This is a genomic window from Sinorhizobium sp. (assembly GCF_059070375.1).
Window position 1 is genome coordinate 16,363 of record NZ_JCACWC010000002.1, and the last position, 22,924, is coordinate 39,286.

Genomic DNA, 22,924 nt, shown 5'->3' on the forward strand with positions numbered 1-22,924 from the left:
TTTCGGCTCGCCTGACAGAGACATTCACTAGCCGCTGGAGTATAATCGCCTTTGGCCTGGGACATGGCACCCCGAGCGTGGCAGTACACGAAAACTGGGTGGTCACATGGACGATCCGACCGTGCACAGACGTCTGACGGCCATCCTTGCCGCAGACGTAGTGACCTACAGCCGCCTCATGGCCCGGGATGAGGCAGGTACTCATGCGGCATGGAAATCGCACCGAAAGGACCTAATCGTCCCCAAGATCGCGGAATATGAGGGGCGTATCGTCAAGCTCACCGGCGATGGATTCCTGGCGGAGTTTCCAAGCGTCGTGAATGCAGTCACCTGCGCTGCCACGGTCCAGCGGTGTATGCTAGAGCGCAATGCGGATGTGCCGCGGCCAAGCCGGATCGAGCTTCGCATGGGCATCAATCTTGGCGACGTAATCGTTGAAAGCGACGACATTTTCGGGGACGGCGTCAACGTGGCTGTGCGCCTCGAAAAAATTGCGGCGCCGGGCGGTATCGCCGTATCTGCGGCCGTGCGAGATAACGTTGGCAATAGGCTCGATCTTCGATTTGAGGACATGGGCGAACAGGCGCTCAAGAACATCGACCGGCCAGTGCGCGCCTATAGCATTTCTCTGGATTTTCCTGTGGCTCAAAAAACGGTCGGCTCGGATACAGGCAGCCAAGACCCTTGGGAGATCGAGAAGCCGTCCATCGCGGTGCTGCCCTTCAACAATATAAGCGGTGACCCTGAGCAAGAATATTTCAGCGACGGGATCACGGAGGACATCATCACCGACCTGTCGAAAATCTCCGGCCTGTTCGTTGTCGCCCGCAATACGGCATATACCTACAAGAATAAGCCGGTGAAGGTGCAGCAGGTGAGCCAGGATCTCAGGGTGGGCTATATCCTAGAAGGAAGCGTACGGAGGGTCGGCTCTCGTGTGCGCGTCACCGCGCAACTCGTCGAGGGTAAGGGCGGTGGTCATCTCTGGGCCGATCGTTACGACTGGGATCTCACCGAAATCTTTGCCCTTCAAGACGAGATCACCCATACCATTGTAGACCACTTGAAGGTCAAGCTGCTTCCAGAAGAAAAGAAGGACATAGGTCGAGTGCCTACCGGGAACTTCGAGGCCTATGCGTACTACCTTAGGGGGCGGCAATTTCTGCACTGGCACTCAAAGTCGCATTACGTTCTGGCGAAGCGTATGTTCGCCATGGCGGTCGCACTCGACCCGCTTTATGCACGGGCCTACGCTGGAATTGCTGATTGCGACTCCTTCCTCTTCCTTCACTACAACGCTGACGTGTCGATCGACGGTATTTTGGCCACCAGCGCAAAGGCGCTGGATCTTGAGAGCGGTCTCGCAGAAGCGCACGCTTCGCTCGGCCTCGCCCTGTCACTTCGCGAGCGACATTCGGAAGCGATGGCGGAGTTCGATCAGGCCATCGCCCTCGATCCCGATCTGTTTGAGGCCCATTATTTCTATGCCCGCGCTTGCTTCACCCAGGGTAAACTGGACGAAGCGGCCAGGCTTTTCCAGCGCGCCGCAGACATCAAACCTGACGATTACCAGGCCTTACTTGTGCTCATTAACGTTCTCCGCTCGCTCGGGCGCGAGCAGGAAATGAATACCGCGGCGCGGGAAGGCGTCGCGCGCGCCGAACGTGAGCTCATGATGCGTCCGGAAAATCCAAGACCCGCCTATTTGGGGGCTGTGGGGCTTGCGGCACTTGGTGAGCTTGATCGCGCTAAGGAATGGGCGAGACGAGCTTTGGCGATCGATCCCGACGATCGCCTCGCCAAATATAATGTGGCTTGCTTTTACTCGCTCCAGGGCGAACCTGATCGGGCGATCGACTTGCTAGTCGAGCTTCTCCCGGGGGCCGCCCACGAAACAAAGAGGTGGGTGAAATACGACTCGGATCTCGACCCGGTCCGTAGTCATCCGCGTTTCCCCGAGGTACTTGAGCTCCTCGGGTGACAGATACTCCCGGCGATGATTTTTCGGCAACTTAGGCGAAGAGCAGGTCGAATGAGCTCTTGGGGTTGGCTTAAGACGTCCAAGTGCACCGCGAAAGGTTTAGCGGACGCATCGGGAACATCTACGAAACGCTCTGGCCAACCCTCGTCGAAAGACGATTCACCTTTCCGGACCTCCGGGACCGATATGCCGGACATGTATTCGTTGCCGGCAACCTGCGACCGGCCGGCAACGTCCGCACCCCGCCAGATGCACCAACGACTCCCGGAGTCCCAAGGGCCTGCCGCCCCGCAAATCTCGCCAGCCTCGCTACAACGGCACGCCCCCTTCGCTGAGATGGCTATTTGAAAACCATGCTGATCTCGCGAAGGCGTTCGCGCAGCGCTTCCCAGCAGCAACTGGCGCGACTCTGCAGACGACAACAAACAAGAGATTGGCCGATTGGCCCGACTTTCGGCAAATTGATGCAGGCGGCCAGCGATGCGTTCCGCGTCTTCGTCAGAGATGGGATTGGCCACATTAGGCCCGGGCTGGTAGTGAAAGCGGACGACGATGGCAAACGTACCACTCTTGCCTCGCTGAAGGTACACGACGGTCGGCTGGTTGAATGGGCCGCGACGCAGAAGGGCACCGACTCGCCCCTTGATCGCGTGAAGTCTGGCCTAACTAGCCAAGCGTCGCGACGTGATCCTATGCTCTATTTAAGCAGAGCGACTGCGCCTTCGCCGATGCACGCGTCGCCCTTGCCAAGGAACGTGTCCTACAGAACGGTCCTGCCACCTATGCTCGATCCACTGACCGGCGTCGAAGCAATCGTGAGCTGCTGCGTAGCCTCGGCGTCGACTGCTCGGTTCGTCTCGACAAACTGCCGGTGCCTGCAACAAAGTGCGATAACGCCGTTGCAAACGGCGCTGGATTTCTGGGTGGCGTGTCATGTCCGAGCGGCAATTCGTCACGCGGTGCACAAGCGTGGTACGCTCCCGAATTCAGCAGGGCGACTTCGCAGCAATGCTCAAAGAAGTCGCCGCGCGCGGCACGTTGAAATGCATTGGCTTACGCCTTGGTTAAAGCGACGCACACGCCGATCGAGCCGGCAAGGCTGCGCTCGTCGATGCCGCGAAAGTGCCGCAATTTTTATTGCCTACGCCGAGGCCGATCTTAGTGCCGCGCTTATCCGCGAGTTGTCAGTGGTTCGTCATGCGCATCTCGGTCGGGATTTGCCACCTGCCAGCACATATACGCTGGCAGCGTACTGTCTACAGCGGTCGGCAATCCCGGTCTACAGCGGTCGGCAATCCCGCCTATCGTACCACCTCCCTCTCTAAGATGCGCACCCCCTGTGGTCACTAATATGTCAGTACCGCCACCTCGGCGCGCGCTTGGCATTGTGAAGCAACTCCGAAGCCTCCGCGAAATCGCCAAAAAGGCTGGTCAAGCGCTTCTCCTCCTCTTGAGGCAAGCGTTGCTGCCGGCAAAAAACGTGTATGTTCCATACCTTAGTAGTAGTTTGCTTAAAAAACTTATCGGCTTCAACGCGTTCTACCATCTTGCTCCTCCCAAAGCCAAGGAGGTTAGCCTATGCTACTTAAGTCTAATAAAGCAAGAACTAACTAAGTAATACTTATTGCCTGATCGTGATGGCTGCGATTAGTAGCTGACGCTAGAAAGATCTGCAGTGAAGTTGATGCCAGGTGCTTGCGGCGACGTCCCTTTGGCCAAGATGCTGTGGTCGGAAACACCGCCATGGGGATTTATGGTGACCTTCTCGACTCCGAAAACCGACGTGATGCCGTTGTGCGTCGTTGGGCGGTTTGTGGTTACGGCGGCCGTCAGCCGGTCGCCTTCGGTCGCGTATGACCCGACATATATAACCCGGCGTCCACCTGATATCTTGCCGTGGGTAGCGTGACGCTGGATGTCTCCGCCAATCTCACGTCGTCAGTTCAGTCCACGGCCCATCACCAAGGGCAATCAGTACCGCTGGTCAATTTTAGCCGTTAAGGGCGGCGAGACGGAGAGGGCTAAGGGGAGCGGCGTCGCGTCCGGACCTTCGGGCTGATCGCCAAAGACCGAGGTCCGCCGCTTTCTCCGGCAACGGCAGACCTCTGACCGCCTGGGAGTGATGGGTGCTGGCGGCTGGGGATCAGGAAACCACAATCAGTTTCCTGCAGCCATTCGCCCATCGGGCTTAGTCCCACATCCATTAGTCCTGTTCGCTACGCCCCCAGCCTTGCTTCGGCGCAATAATTTCTTTTGCCCACCACCTCAACGGTGATGCCAAGAGCCTTAGCTACACCCAGCAGGGTGAAACGCTCAGGATCGCTGTGTTCGCTAAAGGATTTATAGAGTGCCTCACGGGTAACTCCTGCGTGCTTTGCGACGGCCCTCAGCCGGTTGATCGGGCCGACGTCTCCTAACGCATGGGCGATTAGAGACGGATCTGCGTCTTCGAAAGCTGCTTCGAGGTAGGCAAAGCGATCCTCGGGTGTTTTGAGGTGGTCGAGGACGTCAAAAAGTGTCGCTTCAATAGCCATCTCAGATCTCCTTTGCCATCTCCTTTGCTACTGTCTCGGCCTTGAGAAGATTTGTCGCCGCCGCAAAGCAGGATACGACTGTATCGCCGACCGCGATGAAGTAGAGGCGATAGCCAGGGCTGCAAGGAATGCGCATTTCGCTTACTCCTTCGCCGACCGGCTTTACGTCGCCTGGGTTACCAAGCTCGAGCCTGCGGATGCGTAACGATCCGCAGCAGCTCGCTGCGCCATCTAGCGAAGGTCGTAGTGAAGGTGGTCGTTTGGCGAACTTTGATCATCTGTGAACTGTAATTAACTTCTACAAATTTGTCGGAGAGATAGCGAACTGCAGTTCACGAGTGGTCGCGTAGGCTTCATTGCCATGGGTGGCGTATGTGCGATCGCCCCAAGGCGGCGGTCGATACTCTGATCTAATTCTACCACAACCGCAAATCAGGAGATCATGTGGGGAATCCTTCCCGTTGCCTCGACCACACGTTCGGGGATGAGGCTGCGTGTTCGTTAAGTCCCGGACACCGATCAGTAAGTCCCCGCACAGCTATTCCGCGAAGATTCCATGGGGAGTGAATAGCGGCCGGCGCTCTGGCAAGGTGAGGCTGCTCATAGGTCAGGAGAGGTTGCTTCAGGCGGATGGTCTGGCTCGGCCAATGTCGGTAGTGGCTCAATCGGCCTTGCTGCTAAAGCTTTGAGGTCTTCGGCCAGGCCGGCAAGCTGCGCCGCAAAGTCCAGAAGGTCCGCAGCGGCACAATGTGCTGCGACTTCAGAAAGGTCCGGAGCCGGTTCAGCATCGCCGGCGCTTCTCGCTTCGCGATCGTCCATGTCCCAATCCCTTAACAACGGTGCTGGGTCAACGGCGAGGCCCGCCCACGGCTGCGGCCGGTGACGAGCCTCCCGAGCCGCCTACGAGGTGTGAGACGACCAGTTGCATTCTAAGCCGGACCAATTCGGCCCGCCATTAGCCAGTGTGGCTTAGTCCCGCTGAGCATTTTCAACAACTATCAGGAGTTACCATTGAGCGGCATCACCCCTCAGCACGTTCGCGACGCCGCAAAGGGCAGAGTGAACGAGATCAATCTTGCGTCCGTGCTGGTCGCTTTGGACAGATATGGAGATGTGTTCGGGGGGTGCGGCGCCTGTGTCAGGCATTACCCGGGCGGGGCCCGTCGCTGGAGGCAGGCGCCAGGCCTCTAACTGCCCCGTCCGCTGCGAGACGGCAGGACGGCTGCGCGGCGTTACCACAATGCGCCGGCAGTCTCAGCCTATTGCGGCTAAACCAAAGCCACGATCAGAGAAATCCATGAACAAGACTGTGCCGTCTCTGCAGCGTCAACCATTCTTGACATAAAGACCCGCGATCCGGGCGGGGATCACGGGTCAGCCGTACGCACGACACCAGGTGTATTTTGGGCGAGGCTCGTCGCCTTCTGCGGATAGCAACGAGCCTCTGGCCGCCTTAAATTAGGCGGCTGCTAACAGAAGCAAACCACAGATAAGCTCCGGCAACCATTCAGCTGTTTGGCTTAATCCGCTCGTTCTTACGGCGAAGAGGATATCCCTTACGCCGTGGAGGTGAAGCCACAGGCACACTCCCATCGAGTAAACCAGGAGATACGATGAGCGCCATAACCGCTAAGCAGGTTCGCGATGCGGCAAAGGGCAGAGTGAACGAGAACGATCTTGCATCCGTGCTGGTCGCTTTGGGCAGATACGGCGACCGCTTCGGCCTGGATCGGCCGCACCGCCTCGCGCAGTATTTCGCCCAGCTCATGCATGAAAGCGGAGACTTCCCCTATGATGAGGAGATCTGGGGCCGACGCCGGCCCAGCAGCGCTACGACACGCGCACCGATCTCGGAAACACGCCGGAGAAGGACGGAGAAGGGCACCGCAATCGCGGTCGGACTGGTATGCAGCTCACCGGCAAGTACAACTACCGCCAGTTTCGCGACGGGTGCCGAGCGGCCGACCTTGCCTGCCCGGACTTTGTCGAGGATCCCGATGCCGTAAACACGCGTCCTTGGGAAGGTCTCGTACTGCTGTTCTATTGGGACACGCGCGGCCTTAACCACTGGGCCGACGAAGGCGCTGCCGAGACCATCACGAAGAAGATCAATGGCGGTCAGAACGGTGTCGCCGATCGCTTTGATAGGTTGGCGCCGATCGTGCTGCTAGGGTGCCCCGACAACATCCGCGAGTTTCAGGCTGATCAGCGGTCCGGCGGCTGGGTGCCTTCGCTCGGGGGGGAAGAAGACGAAGAAGAAAAAGAAGAGGCGATCTGGTCTCCTGCGGTCTGCAACTCCTCGGCCTTGTTGATAATCCCGATGAGTTTCCACACGCCTACGACGATGCTCGTCAGCCACACCGCCAGTCCGAGCACCACATCGAATGCCAGCGTCAACAGCAGCAGAGAATATTTAAGCGCCCATGCAAGGACCCCGGCAGTAATTGGTATAAACGCCAGCCAATAGACGAACGCCAGCCCGCTCCGGATAACGATGGGGACCACTAACAAGGTGGTCAGTGCTAACGTCAGGCCTAACACAAGACGGGCGGTCCATCCCTGCTCCCAGACTATGTAGAGTGTCCTCATAATTGCCGTTCCACGCCGCGCCAGAAAGCCCCATCCCTGCTCTAACCAACCTTTCGGCTCCTCCACCTCGGGCGGCGATCTAAACCCAGGGTTCTCCTCCCAGTTACAATCGGTCAATTCTGTAAAGGTGAAAGACATGCTGCACATATATACGGGCCCATTCGAGCAGACCGTTCCCTGCTGGGCGTCATAGCGGCAAAGGTGCATGCTCTCGGAGAACGCACGCGAAACGAAGAATGGATCGAGTGAACTTAGAGCCTGAATGACCACTTGATTTGCTTTTTCGGCCGGCGCGAGGACCCCGACCCCGGCGAGGAGGCGTCCGATGAATGTTAGCAGCAACAACAGGGCGATAAAGGGCCACAAGCGAGGCCGAAGGAGCTTGCGAAGCGGCTCGACCACATAAAACAGGGCGTATCTCAGGAAGCTGCCCACGACGATGACCCCAAAAGGGACAGAACTTTATCATGGTTGATGCTGCGAGTCCCATTTCCGCGTCGTGTTTGCTGTCTTGGGGGCTGGGTAAATCTCAAATGCTGCCCATTCTCAACGGAGTTGATGAGTGATGCAGAGCCCCCTGAAGCACAACATGGACACGAAGCTTTCAGGTTTGAGACTCCAGTCGTACCTCCTCGCCGAGCTTAACCAGCTCGGATATGAGGTGGTCGGAGATATGCAGTACCTTCCGCAGTTGAAATCCTGCGGCTACCTGGGATGGGCGGGCACAGCTATCGGAAGATTGCAAAGACACCGGGGAGTGAACCATTCCCTTCCTTGAAGAAGCTTTGATCTCCGGCGCGTTCCCTTGATTCCACTTCCGCTGAGAGTACAATATGGACATGCGACGTTCGAAGCGGTTCCCTTGGATGGAACGGGCGAAAGCCAGGTGAAGATGGAAAGCGTCGCGATTGGAGCTGCAGCGGTGGCCCTCTGCAGCTCTTTTATGTCAGGCTATTTCTCGGTCTCGAGGAGCGGGGCTGCCGCCCGTCGCCGCCACCATCGTCATCTGGCCACCAGCCTTGCCAATCGTCTCCTAGCGCTTCGTTTGCCTGGCTACCGTCGAGACGGGCGATGAGCATCTGCATCAGTTCGTGCTCCGAAATGCCGCTCTCGTCGGGCAGGTACGCGGCGATGTCTTTCTGGCAGTCCCAGATCAGCTGTTTCATTTTCAGCGCATCAGCCATGGTATGTCTCCTCGGCCGTTCAACACGTCACCGCGCGTGAGGTTCCGGACTTGGACGCCGGTCTGACCGCAGCGACAAAGCGATGAGGTTCTGGAACCGCAGGCCATGCACGCGCGTTCAGTTTGATTCAGCCGTACGGGGATGGGCATGGAAGCGGTTACAATATTGCTCGCAGACGATGAAGCGCTGCTGCTCATGGATTTCGAGCTCGCGCTCACCGATGCGGGATTTCACGTGACGGCGGTCACGAGGGGCAAGAAAGCGATAGATATTCTCAGGTCTGCAAACGCGGCAATTGATGGAGTGGTTACCGACATTCGGTTTGGCGAATATCCGGATGGTTGGGAAGTGGCGCGCGTTGCTCGCGAGATCGACCCAGACATGCCAGTTGTTTACATCAGCGGGCACGGTGCTCTGGACTGGGCGTCGAGAGGTGTCCCGAACAGCATTATGATCGAAAAGCCGTTTACCTCATCGCAGCTGCTAACGGCCGTTTCCCAACTGCTTAACGCGAGACCACCCCGTGCTTCTCAGCCTTAAGCCGGCGACACGGGATGACTGCGCGGAATTCGCCCAATCACGGAGGCGTTGCCATTTTGCGCAGCATGTCCCGGTCGCGTATGCCGGATTGAAAGAGCGAGATTAGCCTTACCGCGACAAGTTCTGCATCTTCGCAGTCTCGGCCGAGTCGTCTTTCGGTCATGAGTTGGGTCAAGACTTCGTCCAGAAAGTTGATGCCGTCGGGCATAATCGCATCTGGTTGCTGATGGTGATACAGCATAGGGCGACCTCCGCATTGGGGCGAATGCGCGATGACCTCTCAGCCAGCGGAGCCCGTGCCGTGTCCCGCTGATAGTCGCATGGTGCGCTCAAAGGCGACTACAGTAGCAAGAATGTTTATCTCCCGGAGCTCCACACCAAGGCATGGCTTGTCCGCTTGTGAACGCCGCCGTCCGTGTTCGCAGCGGAAAGCTCCTGAATGAGTCATTCGAGGAAATGGCGGCGCCTTAAATTGCGATCCATGCAAAGGCGAATAGCGCAATGACAATGAGCAGAATTAGGATGCCGGTAACATTGAGGGAGCTCATTACATACCTCCTCGGCATGTCAACACGCCACCAGGAGCGAAGTTCCCAACATTGCCGAACTGTGAGCGGCCCATTTCCTTCTTGTTCGTACAGCTATTAAGGCCGTCTCAGCCTTTCGAATTAATCCGGACGTCTTGCTGGACGGGGAAAGCCGCTTGGCAAATACTGTATGTGCTCGCAGCGCTGGAGCACGAAAGGCAACAAGCTAGGTTTTTCAGCAACAATTTAGAGCAGACCCCGCCACGAGCCACGGGATGTTGGTGGCGGGGTCGCTTGCGGCGAAGGTCAATGCCGCGGCTGTGCCTCATGCCGCAACGTCCATTCCAACCGATGCTCGGAGCAGAACCAGTGCGGCTCCGCCGGACCGATGGCGAAGCCGAAGCTGCCCCATCTGGGGCAGCCCGGATACTCGCAGTAGTGGACATACGGCCCGGGTTCGTAGCGAAGCTTCGCGCCTAGTTCGTCACTCAATGGACGATCTCCTGTGGTCGCCGCCCCAATTTTGGGGAGTTCGAGCATCGGTTGATTGTTCTTCGTTTGTTCTTATACTATTTCATCGCCATGGTCGAGACAATTGGCGAGGCATTCAGCCTTGGTTGGCAACTTAAAGCGCGATGTGCATTCGGCAACCGCGAAGGCATGAAGTCTGTTCGCCAGTGCACGTGGATCTATGATCTCGATATGCTGACGCTGGTTGCGACGCGCGGACGGGACTTTCCGCTGGCAATGCTCGCCAGTCGCCTTCGCTGCCCTCGGTGCGGATCAAGGAGGGTGGCGGTCGTGTTCATGCCACCGATCGAGGGTGATAGACGGCGAGGGGTCGCATGATACTTCGGCGTGCTAGCCCTCTCGTGCATCTATTTCGATATGCTTGCAGCACTACTATCGTCTGTCGTGGCAAGAAGAACGCGAAGAAGAAGGCTCCCGATCTCCCACCGCTGGACCCTGTGCCGGCGCGCGTCGATCCCTGCCTTGCAACGCTCGTCGACAAGTTACCCCAGGGCCCGGATTGGACCTACGAGGTGAAATGGAACGGATACCGGCTGACGTGCACGTCGAGCCCGGTCGGGTGAGGTCCTCACGCGCGGCGGCTATGACTGGACCGGGCGCCTTTCGACGATCGCAGATGACGCGCGGAGGCCCGCCATCCTCGATGGCGAGGCGTTCGTTCTCGACGGCCATGGCCGATCTGATTTCGGCATGTTGCAGGGGGGCGGTCGCCTCCCGTCCGCGATCAAGGCCGGCCCGATCGTTTTTCTTTCCTTCGATCTTCTCTATCTCGACGGCCACGATTTGCGCCGACTACCGCTGCGCGAGCGTCGCCGTTTGCTGGAGCCGCTCGTCGCCGGCCGCGAGGGTGCGATCCGTCTGTCTGAGGAGGTCGATGCGGATGGGGCGGTCCTCCGCCCTGCGCGCAGGGCCTTGAAGGCATTATCGGCATCGGGAGAAGGCCTACCGCTCCGACCGGGGCGAGTGGTGGCAGAAGATCACCTGGAAGCGGCGCGACAGCTTCGTGGTGGTTGGCTTTGAGGCGTCGACCGTGCCCGCTCATCTCGGCCGGCAGCTGCCGGCGGCGCGCAAGGATGGCGAGCCGGTCTGTCAGCGGCTGCGGTGCCGGCTGCTCAAATGAGCTTTCGTGAGAGCTGCGCAAGCTGCTGGAGGGCAGAGCGATGAAAGCGCCGGCCGTCGCGCTGAAGAGGAAAGCCGCGGTCGTAGTCGAGCCGGTTCTCGCCTCCGAAGTTGAGTACCGCGCATGGACAGACGAGGGAAAGCTCCCTCACGCATCTTCCAAAGGCATCCGAAAGCGGAAAGACGGGGTGGATAAATTCGACCCCTCAGCCGAGTGAGCCTGACTTTTCCTGCTGTGAAAACCTATCAACAGAGATGCCGGTCGTCTTGCCGTCTGCCACAGCGGCCGAGAGTTCATGAGCATCCCGTCGACCTGCCTGATAGAGACTGATCAGCCTCGCAGCGAGTTGTTCTGCTTCTTCGCTGCAGCGGGACAGCTTTCGTTTGTGTAACTCAGCCCGAAAGACAGAATCGATCACGTTGAGGTCATAAGGACTGATTGGATTGACGTGGAAAGTTATATCGGCGTGCATGGCGCATTCTCCACCATCGGGGCGAAAGCGCAATGATCTCCCAGCCATCGGTGCCCGTTGAAATGGCCGATGATGGAGACAGTATACACCCCATCTGGAGAAACGCGAGCCTCGGTACGCTGCCGGACGGAACGGTTGGTGGGAACGGCCGCGAAAGAGGACGAGGCGGTGTTTGGTCTCGACCTCAGAACGCCCAAATGCAAATCCGAGTGACGGAGTCCCAGAATAATTCCCGAAGTGACCTTCTGGACATGCCGCAAGCATTGTGTACCAGGGCGTCCACAAAATGGTCTTCTCTCCTGGAGCTCAAGAGCGATGCCGCACTTATCCGTTAGGAGCGATCTCATTCACCACTGCTGGCCGGCACGCATCCCTACTCCGCATCGCTGACAAGAGGACGTGTCGAAAGAAGTAGCGCGGCGGACTTGCTGCTCATCTCATCGCTTGTTTGGCGGTTCTGGGCGGGACACGATGAAGGCACCGCAGGTAAACATGATCCCCGCAACCACGATCAAAGCGATTGCCGGTGGTTCGAACGCAACCCACAAATAAATGAGTGCCAAACTCATCAGCAAAATTGCAGATATCTTGGCGCGACGTGATATTGCTCCTTCTTCCTGCCAGTCACGTAATGGCGGCCCGAACAACGGGTGGTCCATCAGCCATTTCGCGAGGCGCGGCGAGGAACGCGAAAACAACCACACCGCCAGGAGGAGGAAAGGCGTCGTCGGCAGCAGCGGGAGAAAGATTCCGGCAATGCCGAGCCCGACCATCGCCCAGGCGAGGCCGAGAAGTGCAAGGCGCACGGAAAGGTTCATCTGCCTTTTCTCCGGTCAGTTGCCAAATGGCGGCGCGACGCGCGTTTCCGCCGACACGAAATAGACCTCCGGATGGGACAGACAAGGTGCTTCCACAACATACAGGAGTGGCGGGGAAAAGGCGCCTCGCTGCTCTAGGCCCCGCCAAGCGTCCCCGTCTCGTCGATTGCGGTGTCTCTGCCGAGTTCTGATTCGTCTTCGGTTAAGGCGAGATAACCGTGACTGCCTAACCAGTCTCGAACGATGAGACGAAGGGCGTCTTCCCGGTTGACCGCGTATTCAGCCATAAAGAGCTGAATTCCGCGTTCTGACTCTTCTTCGAGGTAAGTCATCGAGCTGCCCCTGTGTTGCCGGTATCGATCAAATCGAAAATTCAATCACATGACAAGGCTCCCGTTGTGGAGCCTTTTTCTGCCAAGCCCTCGTCATTCCATGCAAATATCTCTGGGTACTCTGCCGGGAATTTTCTCGACCGGAGAGATGGCGAACGTCGGAGGTTGCCAACCTTTCGGCATGTCGTAGCGATCTGCACCAGGTCCGCGACCTTTCGCTCTCGCCCAGCCGAGGCAGTTCACGCGGGACGGGGCCTGCTTTGAATTCCTCACAGCTGCGTTTCGAATGTTTCGGTTGCCTTGGATATCAATCGACGTGGCTGCAGCAGGACTTCTTGAAGGACGCCCGGTAACCAGCATCTTCAATCGCAGCGATGAGTACATCGGATCCGATCCCCGATTCGATCGAGGCGGTTTTCGCCTCGAGATTGACGGCCACTTTGGCCTGCGGGTCGGCGGCTTTGACGGCCTTCTCGACCGTGGCGGCGCAATGTCCGCAGGTCATGTCTTCTACAGTGACGTGATGCATCGAAAGTCTCCTTTGATCTGACTTGAGTGAATGTGGAGATTCCAACGATGGCAAGGTCAAGGGTGTGCTCTACAATTCTGTCTGTGCACCCCTGATCATGATGGTGGCCAGAACCAGAACCGGCGAGCCAAGGAGAGGAAAATCGATGCAATGCGGCCGATTGCAGGTAACGCTGTGCCCCAAAGCGGCCGTTTAACAGGTCCACAGCCGGTCGCGAGCCGCTGCTCCAAAGCGTCAAGGCGGCTTTCCGGTGAACTCGACGGAGCTGAGATTGGACACTCCAGCGTCGATTTCCAGCCACAAACTGGGCAGTATCATTTGGTGCAACGCGTGCGTTGACGGCGAGAAATCACTTGTAAACATTGAACCAGGCGCGGCAGCTGCTCGTCACTTCTGCGTGGATGTATTGGCCAATTTCGAGCTGCCAGCGCCTTGGCGAAGGCGCGGCTTGCAAGTAATAGGGTCACGATGGTCGCGCTTATTCACTCTTTGTGCCCAGTTCGGCACGCCCGCGAGCGAATTAAGATCACGGCTGCAGGACATGTGCAGCAACTGGGAACGGAGCAAATGACTACAAGCGTTTTGGCAGCAAGTGGCGGCGTCAAGCAAGTCATCTGCATCAATTGGGGCACAAAATATGGGGCTCCCTTTATTAACAGGCTGTACGCGATGGTTGCTCGCAACATCACGCCGCCATTTACCTTCACCTGTTTTACCGATAACCGCGCAGGTCTGAACCCCGCGATACTTTGCGAAGACTTGCCTCCACTCGACGTGGAGAGCATGCCGACGAACACGAGAGGCATATGGCCCAAGGCGCGGCTCTGGGGACCGACCTTGGGAAGTCTGAAGGGCCCGGTGCTTTTTCTCGATCTGGATCTCGTGATCGTGTCGTCGCTGGATGGTTTCTTCGAAATAGGGGAGGCGGATGACATAATACTGTCGAGAAACCAAACCACACCCTTTGAGCGTCTCGGGCAAACTTCCCTCTTCCGCTTTCCCGTTGGGAAACTTGCGCCGCTGCAGGACAAGTTCCGATCCGACCCCCAGGGCGTGGCCGACGAGTACCGGTACGAGCAGCGCTTCGTAAGCCGCAACGCGCCTGGTGGGATAACGTTTTTTCCACGAAAATGGGTTCTCCATTTTCGCCAGGACTGCCGCTGGCCATTTCCGCTCAACTATTTCTTTGCGCCACGCCTGCCACATGATGCACGTGTCGTGATTTTTCCGCGCGGTCTGCACCCGCAGCACGCGATAGATGGCCGATACGGAACAAAGGGACCCCGCAAGACGGCGTTCAAACACATAGCGGGAGTCCTCGATGCGAACCAAAGGAAGAACAAAGGACCGCTACAGTACTTGCGGCACTACATCCGTCCGACGCCTTGGGTGGCGGAGCACTGGCGCGAATAATCGTGAAGCTGCTTAGGCCTTACGGGCGGTTGAGCTGGGAACGGATTACCGAGGCGATGCGGCGCGTCTCATCCAGTGGTTCGTAGCTGTAGGGTTCGATCTTTCCCTCGAACGGCCGGGTCAGCTGCAGAGTTTCATGCAGGTCCCGGTGATAGCGCTCGAACTTATCCAGCCGCGGCCCCTCGACGGGGGTCAAATCCAGTATGTAGACCGGCTTGCCCGTGGCCAGAGCCTCGCACGGCATCGTGATCGAGTCCTTTGCGACGACGAACGCGTCGGCGGCCGCCATATAGTCGAGGTAGGGGTTCTCGCTTCGCCTGTCCCAAACAGCGATGCTTTCGCTGTTGAGTGTCGACAGGGCCTGCTGCGTGTGGTCTTCAGATCTACGTGAGACCGACACAACGATGCGCCAGCCCTGTTTCTCCAATCGTTCGATAGCGCCCTTTATGTTTTGGTGGGTTCTGTCGTCGTAAACGTACGCGCCGTTTGAGCCGCCTACGAAGACGGCAACTATTGGGCGCCCGTCTGGCGACAACCGTCTGCGCGCAGCATCCCTAAGAGGCGCGAGCCGTGCCCAGGTAATCTGATGCGGTACTCCGACCATTGGATGAAAGTTCGGTCGCCGGTCCAGTTCCTCGACCCAATCGTGACGAGAGACGAAAACGAGATCATATCCTTCTATGCGCGGGCGTTGGAGGTGGACGGTGAGAGGCTTGCCGCCATAGGCCGCTTTGATGTCGAGGACCGCCGGTTCAGCGCGGAAACCGCAGGAGATCACGAGCTCGGGACGCGGTTCCCTTTTGCGAAACAATCTGGGTTCGAAAAGTTTTCTCAGGCCGCGAGTCCGACTGATCAACTTGACCACCGGCTCGCGATGGAACTCCTTTCCAACGCCGAGGCACTGCGTAAGCGTTCCCGCCTTGCTTTCCGCCACAGCCCACACACAGGTCGTGCTGGGCGTGTTCACCGTTTCGTCGTGGTTATCTTGCAAAGCTGAGCTCCGTTGTGACGCTAGTCCTCTCCCGACCGTGCTCCGCCCTGGCTACTTATCACTGGCCGAGATCGATCCCATTCTTTTCGACAAAATCGAGCATGCTACGGTCTTCGATGGCGTTCGCTTCGAGATACTTGATGGTTGAGGAGACTTTTTTCCGGTATTTCTCTGCGGAACTGTCGAAGGACCAACCTCTCTCTGTCTTTTCCTTCAGCTCCTCAACCGATTTCGCGTAGTAGTGATTGAGCTGAAGGAACTCCGCGGAATAAAATTCGGCAACCTTCCGCTTTTTCTTTGGCACCACCATCCCCGCATCATTTGCGGTTTCGTCGCCGTAGGAACGTGTCTGGAAGTGATGTACGCCCACTTTTGTGACTTCGACCGGATCGACAATACATTTGAAGTTGCTTGCATCGAGGTTCTTCCGCATGGGATCTGATACCCTCATTTTGTAATTAAGGCATACCGGCCCTTTTGGTCGCGAGACATGACCGCTATGGCCGAACATGTGCCAGGGCAACGAGATGTTAGGAAATCCACGGGCTCCTCGTAATGCCTCCTCTAACGTTCGACCGTTCTTGGGCAATAGAAATTCATCAACGTCGATGAAAGCCATACGGTCATATTTGCCGCCGAAGTTTAAGATCGCATGGGCGAAGGCAATCGTCTGCCCGTTCAAGAACTCACCACTTTTTTCATCCCGCATGCGCATTTTCCACGGGACGACGGTCAGTTCTTGGCCGGTCAGCGACCGCTGAAGCAACTCGAGCGTTCCATCAGTCGAGCCGTCGTCGTAGAGATGGAAATGTCGAACACCAACAGCTTGGTGGAAGCGCACCCACTCCACAATGTAACTGGCTTCGTTTTTCACGCAGGCGACAATCGCAATGCCGTGTCGGTTCAACTCCCCTGCCGGAGGTGTGATAGCAAGTTCTCTTGTAAGATGCCGTTTCGCCCTCAGTCCAAACATCTACGCCCCTTGGTTGCTAAACATCGATACAGCTCTCCTTCATTCCCGCACCTCATTCGGCGCAGAAGGGACGTTCCGGGCCTTTGCCATGCACCTTCAGAACTAGCATGCCGACTTTGATTTGGAATACATCACCTTTATAGAGGGAGAGGACCGAACTTGGAATCCAAGCCTCGGTAAAATGGAGAAGTCGCGCGCTGAAAGCACGCTGAAGTTGGGATGAGTGACCATGGACGTTCCCGCCTCCGGATCGACGGAGAATTTGACGACGGCGGAGCAATGGCGTGCTTTGTTTTCCGGGTTTTCACACGTTATCCTGGTGGCCAACAGCGATCAGGTTAGCGTCAAGGAACTTCAGGCCGAGTACCCGAGAACGGCCCTCTTTGTATTCTTCAATAAGGTCTACAAGGTTCTTGATGAACAATTTTCCGGCCACTCCTTGCTGATTTCGCGCGCTCAACCGAAAGGCGCCAACATCGTTTACCGACAAGAGGTCGCTGACGTCGTCAAATTATTCGCGCCGCAGGACTTCCTGGGTATCATGAACATCCGCCTGGCGGCGAGCGAGAGATTGAATACAAGTTCCGATTACTTGGGAACGCCCACGGGGCATTTGGATCTGACCGGCTTTTGCGCTGACTTTTACCCGCAGACCAAAGTCCCCACGAGCGGCTTCGCTATGGCCTTGTGGCTGGTCGACCAGGCGCTTCCGGCCAAGATCATCCTGGCGGGTTTCTCAGCGAAGCGCAGCGAGCAGTGGCGGGTGGTGGCTGTCCACGATTGGACTTTCGAGCAGGTCTTCTTGCGCCTTTTCGAAAGAGTGGGCAAGCTGACGATGCATGGCGGTGTCGCCACAAACAGTTACGCGTCGCTTGCTTCAAGGTTCCCGGAGTTGCCCGCTGCCGAAATCTCCGCGACGATCGCAGAAGTCCTGTCGCTGCGTCTGAGTCAGACCGATGCACAAGTCGACAAGCTGATATCTCTAACAAGCGTGTTGCGGTCCATTGACGAATTTTTACGTCGGCTGAAGCCGAAGTTCCTAAAGAAGACCAAAGCATAGCAGCATCGAATTTCCGATATCGATTTCTGGTGAGGATAAATGGGGTCATGGATTTCCGACGCGCGTAAGCGCATATACCGAAATCTGAAGTACCGTATACTGCGCCCGGATCCGCCGGCCGCACCCTTTCAATTCAACAGCCCCGTCGTGGTTGTCGGATCCGCGCCCCTTTCCAATAGGCCGGCCGGATTGGACGAGAGCTTCAGAATCATTACCGTGAACGGCTCGCAATCGGTCATCGCCAAGTGGGGCGTTGAGGCGCCGGATATTACCATGATGATGTTTAACCAGGTCGAAGGAACCACTGCAAACGCGATCGAGGTCAGGCGTGTGCTGAAAGGGCAGCGTACAGGGACGCTCTACGTATTTCTCTGGCGCAAGGACGATCGCACGCGCCTGGAGGAAGGTTTGCGAGCGTTCGATTACAAATACGATCGGCTGGAAATCGTCGATCGATACGAGCGCATGGCCTTGCTGGATCGTGTGGCTGACTTGCGCTCCCTCGAGATGGACGCCGATTCCAAATGCTCAAACGGTATGAACGCGGTCCTTTTTGCCCTCTACAACGGCGCACCCGCCGTCATCATCACGGGAATAAATCCGAACTCAAGCGGTCACGTCTACAATTCAACGGGTTTGACGCGTCTTCATGTTCAAATGGATAAAGTCCTTGTTTCGAAGCTGATTAGTGAGGGCCGCCCGATCTTCACGGCGGATCCCCCGGTTTCGGAAGAATTAGGCATTCCGTTGTGGAGCGGCTCAAGCCGCTAGTACTTTGCATATTTGTCCCTGTGTCCTCATTTTGCTCGCTCAACGCCTGCGTTAGAGAAATCAATGATTTCAAATCGTCCCTTTTCACGTTCCTTCATCAAGATCGCCGTTCGGCTCCTCCTGGGTCGTTCCAGGGCGCATGTTCAGGACTGGTTTCCCGGACTCAAGCTCGAACTTGCAACCGCTGATCGAGACGGCACGATCCAGTATCGCGGCGAGTTGGTAGGACGTCTCACGAGCCCCTCGCGCGCCCTGAAAGAAAGGCCGTCCAATGTGCTTATCGTCGGCTCCGGCCCCTCTGTCGCCCGATGCGATCTGACCCGCGCAGACGGGTCTTCGTGCCTTCTCTTGAACGGCGCGTTGCACCTTTTCCCCAGCGTGGTAGCAAAGCCTCTGGCGATAGCAATCGAAGACGAACGGTTCGTATGGAGACACTTCGATCTCGTAAAGCGAATTCCTGCCGCCTGCGTCTGTCTGCTGTCCGTGAGCGTCATAAGGGCGATCTGCGAGCTGGATGGCACATGGCTGCGGGACAGGCCGGTCGTATTGATCGATAACGTGCGAAAGCCGTACGGGGTAGCACGTCGGGACACCGCGGAACTGCGCAAGCTGCCGTATGTGCGGCTGAGCGAGGACGGCGACGTCGGCTTTTCCGAAGACCCCTTGGCCGGCATTTTCCAGGCAGGCTCGGTCGCGGTTTCAGCCGCACAGTTTGCCGTCGCCTGGAGGCCCCGCTCGATCGGTTTTGTGGGGATAGATCTCAGCAATGCCGATGAACCGAGGTACTACGAAACAACCGATAAGGCCTATTCGGGAATCGTCGCGGCCCAAAAGCGGATCGTCGATCATTTGGTCATGGCACGCAGCATAGCCGCCGAAAGCGGCATCGAGGTCGTAAACCACTCGCCGGTCTCGGCCCTTGTCGGAATGGGGTTCGGCTACGACTCAACTTTCGCCCAGTGATGCTCCAATGCCAGTGATGCTCCATCGCCAAGTGGTTCTCTGGCGAAAGTGCATCGCCGGCGCATCGGCACGGGACGATGCGAAGGGACGGGCAACCGCCCCCCCCGATGAAAAAGGCTTATTGGGTGTCGAGCGATTAAGCCGAGCGCTGCGTTACATGAAGAACACGATCACGTGCAGCGAACCATTCCTCGGCGTAGTCATCGTTCTTGTACTCATCGAAGTAAGGCCCGCCATCGGTGAAATGTACAAGCTTTGCATCCGGCGAATATTCATACTCGTTTACGAGCCAGTTCCAGCTCGCGGGCAGTTCGCCGATCAGGTCGTCGGAATCCAGCCACTTGAACTGATGCAGCTCCAGCCCGGTAGCAGTATTGACGTAATCCAAATCGAGCTTTCGGCACTTGGCATTGTTGAACAGGATCACGCTCGACCAGTTCTTCTTTTCGTACTTCGTTTGGACCTGGCCCAGGAACTTCGTTTCGACTTTCGGAACGTAGTCGTGTTTTACGCACATCGCTGCGTAGCGATCGTCTCTCAGTTCCCACAACTGGGCGATATCAGTCCGCATTAGCATGTCGCAATCAGCGAAAAGAGACCAACCCTCATAGCGGCTTAGATAAGGCACGAGGAATCTGGAAAAGGAAAACTCTGTAGATTGGAGAGGATTCCGCTCGCGCGTAAAAATCCTGTCGACGTTGTTCAAGGATATCGGTGTGAACGTGACCGGGATGGAGCTCTTTTCCAAAATGCTTTGGCAAAGAACATGATAGGCGACGACTTCCTTGCTGTCGAAGCCGATGTAAATATGAGCACTTTCCGTCATTAAACCTCCGATAACAGGTAGGCTTCAAGCGTGCTTGGCAGCCGCGAAACGACTCAAACTCACTTATTTGCGTATAAGCTTTCAGGTGTAGCCAAAAAAGGCGGCGCCGTGAAGCCTCGTGTAACGGATAACGTTCTCTCGCCGGCAGCGACCGCTTTCCGGCCGCACCGTCTCGTCGTGATGAAGCGAAACGATGTGTTTGGTTGTTCGCGGTCCTCGATCGGGCCTCTGGCAATTCCCTCGAACTTCGCCTAGTAGCTTGTCCCTGGTCCGCGATATTGCCACCAGCACGGGCAGGGACGATGGGGAGAGGAATGCGCAGCCTCCTGGTTCGAAGACCGGATTTCTTATATGTTCTGATTGCCGGTTATTGCCTGCTCAGCATCATCTTGAAAATCCTGCGCCCGGACTCGCTCGAGATCGACGAGTCCGAGCAAGCTCTGCTCTCACAATATCTGCTGCTCGGATACGGAGCGCAGCCACCCTTCTACAACTGGCTTCAATATGGAGTGGTGGCCCTATTTGGTATCTCCGTCGCGTCGCTGACCATCGTAAAGAACGGTTTTCTGTTCCTCTTCCTTCTATTCTATGGGCTCACGGCGGGTGTCCTCTCCAATAGTCGGCTCGCTCCGGCGGTCGCGGTGCTGGGCGTCCTGACACTGCCACCGGTTTTCCTTCTGTCACAGCGCGACTTGTCGCACACCGTCGCCGCGCTTTTTGCGGTGTCGCTTTTTCTCTACGGCTTTTTCCGCGCCTTAAAGAACCCACCGAACCTTGGCCACTACCTGCTTGTCGGCGTTGCCGTGGGGCTTGGGGCGCTTTCCAAATATAATTTTGTTATCCTCCCCGCGGCGGCACTGCTCGCCATCCTGCCCGAGGCAAAGCTGCGCAAATATCTGCTCGACTGGCGCGTGCTTGCTTCAGTTGCGGTTTGCGCGGTGATCGTGGCACCCCATGCCTATTGGGTCGTCAATAATCTTGGACATGCCACGGGTGTCACTGTCGCTGAAATGAAGGAGGGGGCGGACAGCGCGATGCTGCCGCACGCGATCCAAGGGCTTGTTTCGCTCGCAGTTGCAAGTCTCAAGGGCGTCGCGCTGACCCTTGCCGTCTTCGGATTGGTCTTCTACGCGGATCTCAGGAAGATCCTTCGCGCCGAGAGCCTGTGGACGAGGGTCGTCGGCAGGATGATTCTCGCCTGTTTCCTCATCATAGCGATTATCGTCGTTGCAATGGATGCGACCCACATCCGTGCGAAGTGGTTGGCGCTTTTTACTGCGCTTCTCCCACTTTACCTGGCGCTGAAGATCGATGCCGCCGGTCTGGACCCTGCCCGTCGTCTGCCGGCACTTCTTTCGATCGCGGGCGTCCTCTCCGTCGGCGTAATCGTCATGCTTTGGGCAAGAGTTTTCGTCGGTCCGATGATCGGCGACTATTCCTTCGCACATACGCCCTTTAACGGCTTCGCCCAGGTTGTGCGCGCTGAGCCCGGCCCGCCGCCGGTCGCCATCGTGGTCGACGACAGGATCGTGGCGGGTAACCTCAGGATTCAGTTTCCCGACACCCCGATCATCCTGGCGGGAATTTCTCAGGAGGCGGAAAGACGTCTTCCGGCAGGCCGAATTTTGGCGGTCTGGTCGGCCGAAGGCAGGGGACGAGAAGAGATTCCGCCTCGCATTTCGGCTCTACTGCAGCTCATGCCCGCAACAATTGCCGGCTTGAAGCCGACGATCGTCTCGGTTCCCTACAACGCCGGACGCCCGGGCGACGTATACACGTTTGCCTATGTTTGGGCGGACGTCCGCTGACGCCGATCCGGGCCGATCGGGGTGCCCGGCTTGACGGCGAGGTCGCTTTTATCGCGAATGAAAGGCAGGCCGATATGCTCGGAGAGTTCCAACTCGGTCGTGAAGACGTTTCCTCGATCTCTCAACTGCGTCAGAACGAAGGTGTCTTCGGCAATCTGCCTCCGAATTCTCCCCTTGTCGTCGTAGGAATGACCCATCTTGGTGACTGAGAACCCCGCCAGTGTCACGGACGGCACTCCCATGAAAAGAGCGTAGCACAGGGCGGCAACTCCGTTCGACACCTTACCGACTTCGCCAATATCGGGGGGAAGTCCGCCGCTCACGGCCTCGACGATCGCTTCGCGCTCAGCTTTGGTGGCGCGCATCAGGCTCTTGTAGCGAACTTGCGGCATTGCCAGAAGTTTCAGGTACATCACCCAGATAGACTTTGTATGAAGCCATAAAAGACCCCTCGTCCTTACATAGGGATGCTCTTCCCACGACTTCTTCCGCTTTCGAAATGTCAAATCGGCGGGTGGGAGACCCAGTGCATTGGCCGTCTTACCAGCGTTATTGACGTCGACGCGTGCGCAATATCCAACCAGGTCCGGCGGAATCGTGGGGGAGGGCGCCGAACCGAGAATCAGCCACGGCTTGTCGATTATGCCAAGTCGCGAGAGCCAGCGGCAGTGCTTTTCTCGCAATTTTTCAAGCGCTTCGGGTTCAATCGTCATCGCGAATTCCATTGACCAGGTAGGCAGGCGAGATTCACTTAAGGGACTGACATCTTATGTCTCGCACAAGCCAGCCTACGTGTCCATTCGCGGCCCGGTTCTTCGCCTAGAAGGGGGTGAGCCGGTATTGCAATTCTTTCAATACTCCGTCGCCCCGCTTCAGAAAGCGTGGAAATACCCATGCATCGCACAATTTAGCCATCTTGATTTGATTTCGAAGACTTCAACGGTAAGCGACGCCTTTAGCAC

The 22,924-nt window shown here is 57.3% G+C and carries 23 protein-coding genes and 3 pseudogenes; 10 read left to right on the forward strand and 16 right to left on the reverse strand.

Features of this window, described 5'->3' with window-relative positions; genetic code table 11:
• Nucleotides 1–106: 106 nt before the first annotated feature.
• Complete coding sequence (locus tag AC5J09_RS04775) at nucleotides 107–1,981, forward strand: adenylate/guanylate cyclase domain-containing protein (RefSeq protein ID WP_494297074.1); 1,875 nt, start codon at nucleotides 107–109, stop codon at nucleotides 1,979–1,981.
• A 1,354-nt stretch (nucleotides 1,982–3,335) separates the two neighbouring features.
• Here AC5J09_RS04775 and AC5J09_RS04780 read toward each other — a convergent pair.
• The 4 genes from AC5J09_RS04780 to AC5J09_RS04795 all read right to left on the reverse strand — a co-directional run bounded on the left by AC5J09_RS04780 (nucleotide 3,336) and on the right by AC5J09_RS04795 (nucleotide 5,334).
• Nucleotides 3,336–3,527, reverse strand: coding sequence for a hypothetical protein (locus AC5J09_RS04780; RefSeq protein ID WP_324764036.1), 192 nt, complete (start codon nucleotides 3,525–3,527; stop codon nucleotides 3,336–3,338).
• A gap of 670 nt (nucleotides 3,528–4,197) precedes the next feature.
• Nucleotides 4,198–4,515, reverse strand: coding sequence for an addiction module antidote protein (locus tag AC5J09_RS04785; RefSeq protein WP_494297075.1), 318 nt, complete (start codon nucleotides 4,513–4,515; stop codon nucleotides 4,198–4,200).
• 1 nt (nucleotide 4,516) lies between these two features.
• Nucleotides 4,517–4,651 (reverse strand): hypothetical protein, encoded by a 135-nt coding sequence (locus AC5J09_RS04790; protein WP_494297076.1) that lies wholly within the window; start codon nucleotides 4,649–4,651, stop codon nucleotides 4,517–4,519.
• A gap of 464 nt (nucleotides 4,652–5,115) precedes the next feature.
• A complete protein-coding gene (locus AC5J09_RS04795; protein ID WP_324764034.1) occupies nucleotides 5,116–5,334 on the reverse strand; it encodes a hypothetical protein in 219 nt (72 codons plus the stop codon).
• Between the two features lie 794 nt (nucleotides 5,335–6,128).
• Between AC5J09_RS04795 and AC5J09_RS04800 the strand changes: the two are divergent.
• Nucleotides 6,129–6,727, forward strand: a pseudogene (locus tag AC5J09_RS04800) (glycoside hydrolase family 19 protein); the annotation flags it as partial.
• On the opposite strand, the gene AC5J09_RS04805 reads toward AC5J09_RS04800, so the two are convergent.
• Nucleotides 6,721–7,539 carry a hypothetical protein gene (locus AC5J09_RS04805; protein ID WP_494297679.1) on the reverse strand — a complete coding sequence of 273 codons (819 nt, stop codon included), beginning with the start codon at nucleotides 7,537–7,539 and terminating at the stop codon, nucleotides 6,721–6,723. The pseudogene AC5J09_RS04800 and the gene AC5J09_RS04805 overlap by 7 nt on opposite strands.
• 154 nt (nucleotides 7,540–7,693) lie before the next feature.
• Between AC5J09_RS04805 and AC5J09_RS04810 the strand changes: the two are divergent.
• Nucleotides 7,694–7,893: pseudogene (locus AC5J09_RS04810) on the forward strand (hypothetical protein).
• A gap of 152 nt (nucleotides 7,894–8,045) precedes the next feature.
• Here AC5J09_RS04810 and AC5J09_RS04815 read toward each other — a convergent pair.
• Nucleotides 8,046–8,288 (reverse strand): hypothetical protein, encoded by a 243-nt coding sequence (locus AC5J09_RS04815; RefSeq protein ID WP_494297077.1) that lies wholly within the window; start codon nucleotides 8,286–8,288, stop codon nucleotides 8,046–8,048.
• A 147-nt stretch (nucleotides 8,289–8,435) separates the two neighbouring features.
• On the opposite strand from AC5J09_RS04815, the gene AC5J09_RS04820 reads away from it, so the two are divergent.
• On the forward strand, nucleotides 8,436–8,828 hold the full coding sequence (locus AC5J09_RS04820) for a response regulator (protein WP_324764031.1): 393 nt from the start codon (nucleotides 8,436–8,438) through the stop codon (nucleotides 8,826–8,828).
• Between the two features lie 37 nt (nucleotides 8,829–8,865).
• Here the strand turns inward: AC5J09_RS04820 and AC5J09_RS04825 are convergent, their stop codons facing one another.
• Nucleotides 8,866–9,069: a hypothetical protein gene (locus tag AC5J09_RS04825; protein ID WP_494297078.1), complete on the reverse strand. Its 204-nt coding sequence runs from the start codon at nucleotides 9,067–9,069 to the stop codon at nucleotides 8,866–8,868.
• 592 nt (nucleotides 9,070–9,661) lie between these two features.
• Nucleotides 9,662–9,847: a hypothetical protein gene (locus tag AC5J09_RS04830; RefSeq protein ID WP_494297079.1), complete on the reverse strand. Its 186-nt coding sequence runs from the start codon at nucleotides 9,845–9,847 to the stop codon at nucleotides 9,662–9,664.
• A gap of 356 nt (nucleotides 9,848–10,203) precedes the next feature.
• Here AC5J09_RS04830 and AC5J09_RS04835 point away from each other — a divergent pair.
• Nucleotides 10,204–11,223: pseudogene (locus tag AC5J09_RS04835) on the forward strand (ATP-dependent DNA ligase).
• Here AC5J09_RS04835 and AC5J09_RS04840 read toward each other — a convergent pair.
• The 4 genes from AC5J09_RS04840 to AC5J09_RS04855 form a co-directional block, all read right to left on the reverse strand.
• Entirely contained in the window at nucleotides 11,212–11,478 is a 267-nt protein-coding gene (locus AC5J09_RS04840; protein ID WP_379939988.1) for a hypothetical protein, read from the reverse strand. The pseudogene AC5J09_RS04835 and the gene AC5J09_RS04840 overlap by 12 nt on opposite strands.
• A gap of 437 nt (nucleotides 11,479–11,915) precedes the next feature.
• On the reverse strand, nucleotides 11,916–12,296 hold the full coding sequence (locus AC5J09_RS04845; protein WP_324764028.1) for a YbaN family protein: 381 nt from the start codon (nucleotides 12,294–12,296) through the stop codon (nucleotides 11,916–11,918).
• A 134-nt stretch (nucleotides 12,297–12,430) separates the two neighbouring features.
• Nucleotides 12,431–12,628, reverse strand: a complete 198-nt coding sequence (locus AC5J09_RS04850; protein WP_324764027.1) for a hypothetical protein — start codon at nucleotides 12,626–12,628, stop codon at nucleotides 12,431–12,433.
• Nucleotides 12,629–12,935: 307 nt separating this feature from the next.
• On the reverse strand, nucleotides 12,936–13,157 hold the full coding sequence (locus AC5J09_RS04855; protein ID WP_494297080.1) for a heavy-metal-associated domain-containing protein: 222 nt from the start codon (nucleotides 13,155–13,157) through the stop codon (nucleotides 12,936–12,938).
• A gap of 567 nt (nucleotides 13,158–13,724) precedes the next feature.
• On the opposite strand from AC5J09_RS04855, the gene AC5J09_RS04860 reads away from it, so the two are divergent.
• The gene (locus AC5J09_RS04860) at nucleotides 13,725–14,570 is read left to right on the forward strand and encodes a glycosyl transferase (protein ID WP_494297081.1); all 846 of its coding nucleotides are present in this window, start codon (nucleotides 13,725–13,727) and stop codon (nucleotides 14,568–14,570) included.
• A 19-nt stretch (nucleotides 14,571–14,589) separates the two neighbouring features.
• Here the strand turns inward: AC5J09_RS04860 and AC5J09_RS04865 are convergent, their stop codons facing one another.
• Nucleotides 14,590–15,561, reverse strand: coding sequence for a mitochondrial fission ELM1 family protein (locus tag AC5J09_RS04865; protein ID WP_494297082.1), 972 nt, complete (start codon nucleotides 15,559–15,561; stop codon nucleotides 14,590–14,592).
• A gap of 58 nt (nucleotides 15,562–15,619) precedes the next feature.
• On the reverse strand, nucleotides 15,620–16,534 hold the full coding sequence (locus AC5J09_RS04870) for a glycosyltransferase family 92 protein (RefSeq protein WP_494297083.1): 915 nt from the start codon (nucleotides 16,532–16,534) through the stop codon (nucleotides 15,620–15,622).
• Between the two features lie 229 nt (nucleotides 16,535–16,763).
• Here AC5J09_RS04870 and AC5J09_RS04875 point away from each other — a divergent pair, with 229 nt between their 5' ends.
• The 3 genes from AC5J09_RS04875 (at nucleotide 16,764) to AC5J09_RS04885 (ending at nucleotide 19,328) form a co-directional block, all read left to right on the forward strand.
• Nucleotides 16,764–17,594, forward strand: a complete 831-nt coding sequence (locus tag AC5J09_RS04875) for a 3-deoxy-manno-octulosonate cytidylyltransferase (RefSeq protein ID WP_494297084.1) — start codon at nucleotides 16,764–16,766, stop codon at nucleotides 17,592–17,594.
• Nucleotides 17,595–17,633: 39 nt separating this feature from the next.
• The gene (locus AC5J09_RS04880) at nucleotides 17,634–18,365 is read left to right on the forward strand and encodes a membrane-anchored protein (protein ID WP_494297085.1); all 732 of its coding nucleotides are present in this window, start codon (nucleotides 17,634–17,636) and stop codon (nucleotides 18,363–18,365) included.
• 63 nt (nucleotides 18,366–18,428) lie between these two features.
• On the forward strand, nucleotides 18,429–19,328 hold the full coding sequence (locus AC5J09_RS04885) for a glycosyl transferase (RefSeq protein WP_494297086.1): 900 nt from the start codon (nucleotides 18,429–18,431) through the stop codon (nucleotides 19,326–19,328).
• A gap of 136 nt (nucleotides 19,329–19,464) precedes the next feature.
• Here AC5J09_RS04885 and AC5J09_RS04890 read toward each other — a convergent pair whose 3' ends face one another.
• Entirely contained in the window at nucleotides 19,465–20,154 is a 690-nt protein-coding gene (locus tag AC5J09_RS04890) for an LPS glycosyltransferase (RefSeq protein ID WP_018098610.1), read from the reverse strand.
• A gap of 314 nt (nucleotides 20,155–20,468) precedes the next feature.
• Between AC5J09_RS04890 and AC5J09_RS04895 the strand changes: the two genes are divergently transcribed.
• Entirely contained in the window at nucleotides 20,469–21,962 is a 1,494-nt protein-coding gene (locus AC5J09_RS04895) for an ArnT family glycosyltransferase (RefSeq protein WP_494297087.1), read from the forward strand.
• Here the strand turns inward: AC5J09_RS04895 and AC5J09_RS04900 are convergent.
• Entirely contained in the window at nucleotides 21,938–22,675 is a 738-nt protein-coding gene (locus AC5J09_RS04900; RefSeq protein ID WP_494297088.1) for a hypothetical protein, read from the reverse strand. The two genes, AC5J09_RS04895 and AC5J09_RS04900, sit on opposite strands and share 25 nt — an antisense overlap.
• Between the last annotated feature and the right edge of the window lie 249 nt (nucleotides 22,676–22,924).

Coding starts and splice junctions, on each gene's coding strand:
- AC5J09_RS04875 (WP_494297084.1), top strand. CDS start 16,764: ATGGACGTTCCCGCCTCCGGATCGACGGAGAATTTGACGACGGCGGAG.
- AC5J09_RS04820 (WP_324764031.1), top strand. CDS start 8,436: ATGGAAGCGGTTACAATATTGCTCGCAGACGATGAAGCGCTGCTGCTC.
- AC5J09_RS04870 (WP_494297083.1), bottom strand. CDS start 16,534: ATGTTTGGACTGAGGGCGAAACGGCATCTTACAAGAGAACTTGCTATC.
- AC5J09_RS04840 (WP_379939988.1), bottom strand. CDS start 11,478: ATGCACGCCGATATAACTTTCCACGTCAATCCAATCAGTCCTTATGAC.
- AC5J09_RS04780 (WP_324764036.1), bottom strand. CDS start 3,527: ATGGTAGAACGCGTTGAAGCCGATAAGTTTTTTAAGCAAACTACTACT.
- AC5J09_RS04890 (WP_018098610.1), bottom strand. CDS start 20,154: ATGACGGAAAGTGCTCATATTTACATCGGCTTCGACAGCAAGGAAGTC.
- AC5J09_RS04845 (WP_324764028.1), bottom strand. CDS start 12,296: ATGAACCTTTCCGTGCGCCTTGCACTTCTCGGCCTCGCCTGGGCGATG.
- AC5J09_RS04885 (WP_494297086.1), top strand. CDS start 18,429: ATGATTTCAAATCGTCCCTTTTCACGTTCCTTCATCAAGATCGCCGTT.
- AC5J09_RS04850 (WP_324764027.1), bottom strand. CDS start 12,628: ATGACTTACCTCGAAGAAGAGTCAGAACGCGGAATTCAGCTCTTTATG.
- AC5J09_RS04825 (WP_494297078.1), bottom strand. CDS start 9,069: ATGCTGTATCACCATCAGCAACCAGATGCGATTATGCCCGACGGCATC.
- AC5J09_RS04855 (WP_494297080.1), bottom strand. CDS start 13,157: ATGCATCACGTCACTGTAGAAGACATGACCTGCGGACATTGCGCCGCC.
- AC5J09_RS04775 (WP_494297074.1), top strand. CDS start 107: ATGGACGATCCGACCGTGCACAGACGTCTGACGGCCATCCTTGCCGCA.
- AC5J09_RS04895 (WP_494297087.1), top strand. CDS start 20,469: ATGCGCAGCCTCCTGGTTCGAAGACCGGATTTCTTATATGTTCTGATT.
- AC5J09_RS04790 (WP_494297076.1), bottom strand. CDS start 4,651: ATGCGCATTCCTTGCAGCCCTGGCTATCGCCTCTACTTCATCGCGGTC.
- AC5J09_RS04785 (WP_494297075.1), bottom strand. CDS start 4,515: ATGGCTATTGAAGCGACACTTTTTGACGTCCTCGACCACCTCAAAACA.
- AC5J09_RS04860 (WP_494297081.1), top strand. CDS start 13,725: ATGACTACAAGCGTTTTGGCAGCAAGTGGCGGCGTCAAGCAAGTCATC.
- AC5J09_RS04900 (WP_494297088.1), bottom strand. CDS start 22,675: ATGACGATTGAACCCGAAGCGCTTGAAAAATTGCGAGAAAAGCACTGC.
- AC5J09_RS04815 (WP_494297077.1), bottom strand. CDS start 8,288: ATGGCTGATGCGCTGAAAATGAAACAGCTGATCTGGGACTGCCAGAAA.
- AC5J09_RS04880 (WP_494297085.1), top strand. CDS start 17,634: ATGGGGTCATGGATTTCCGACGCGCGTAAGCGCATATACCGAAATCTG.
- AC5J09_RS04795 (WP_324764034.1), bottom strand. CDS start 5,334: ATGGACGATCGCGAAGCGAGAAGCGCCGGCGATGCTGAACCGGCTCCG.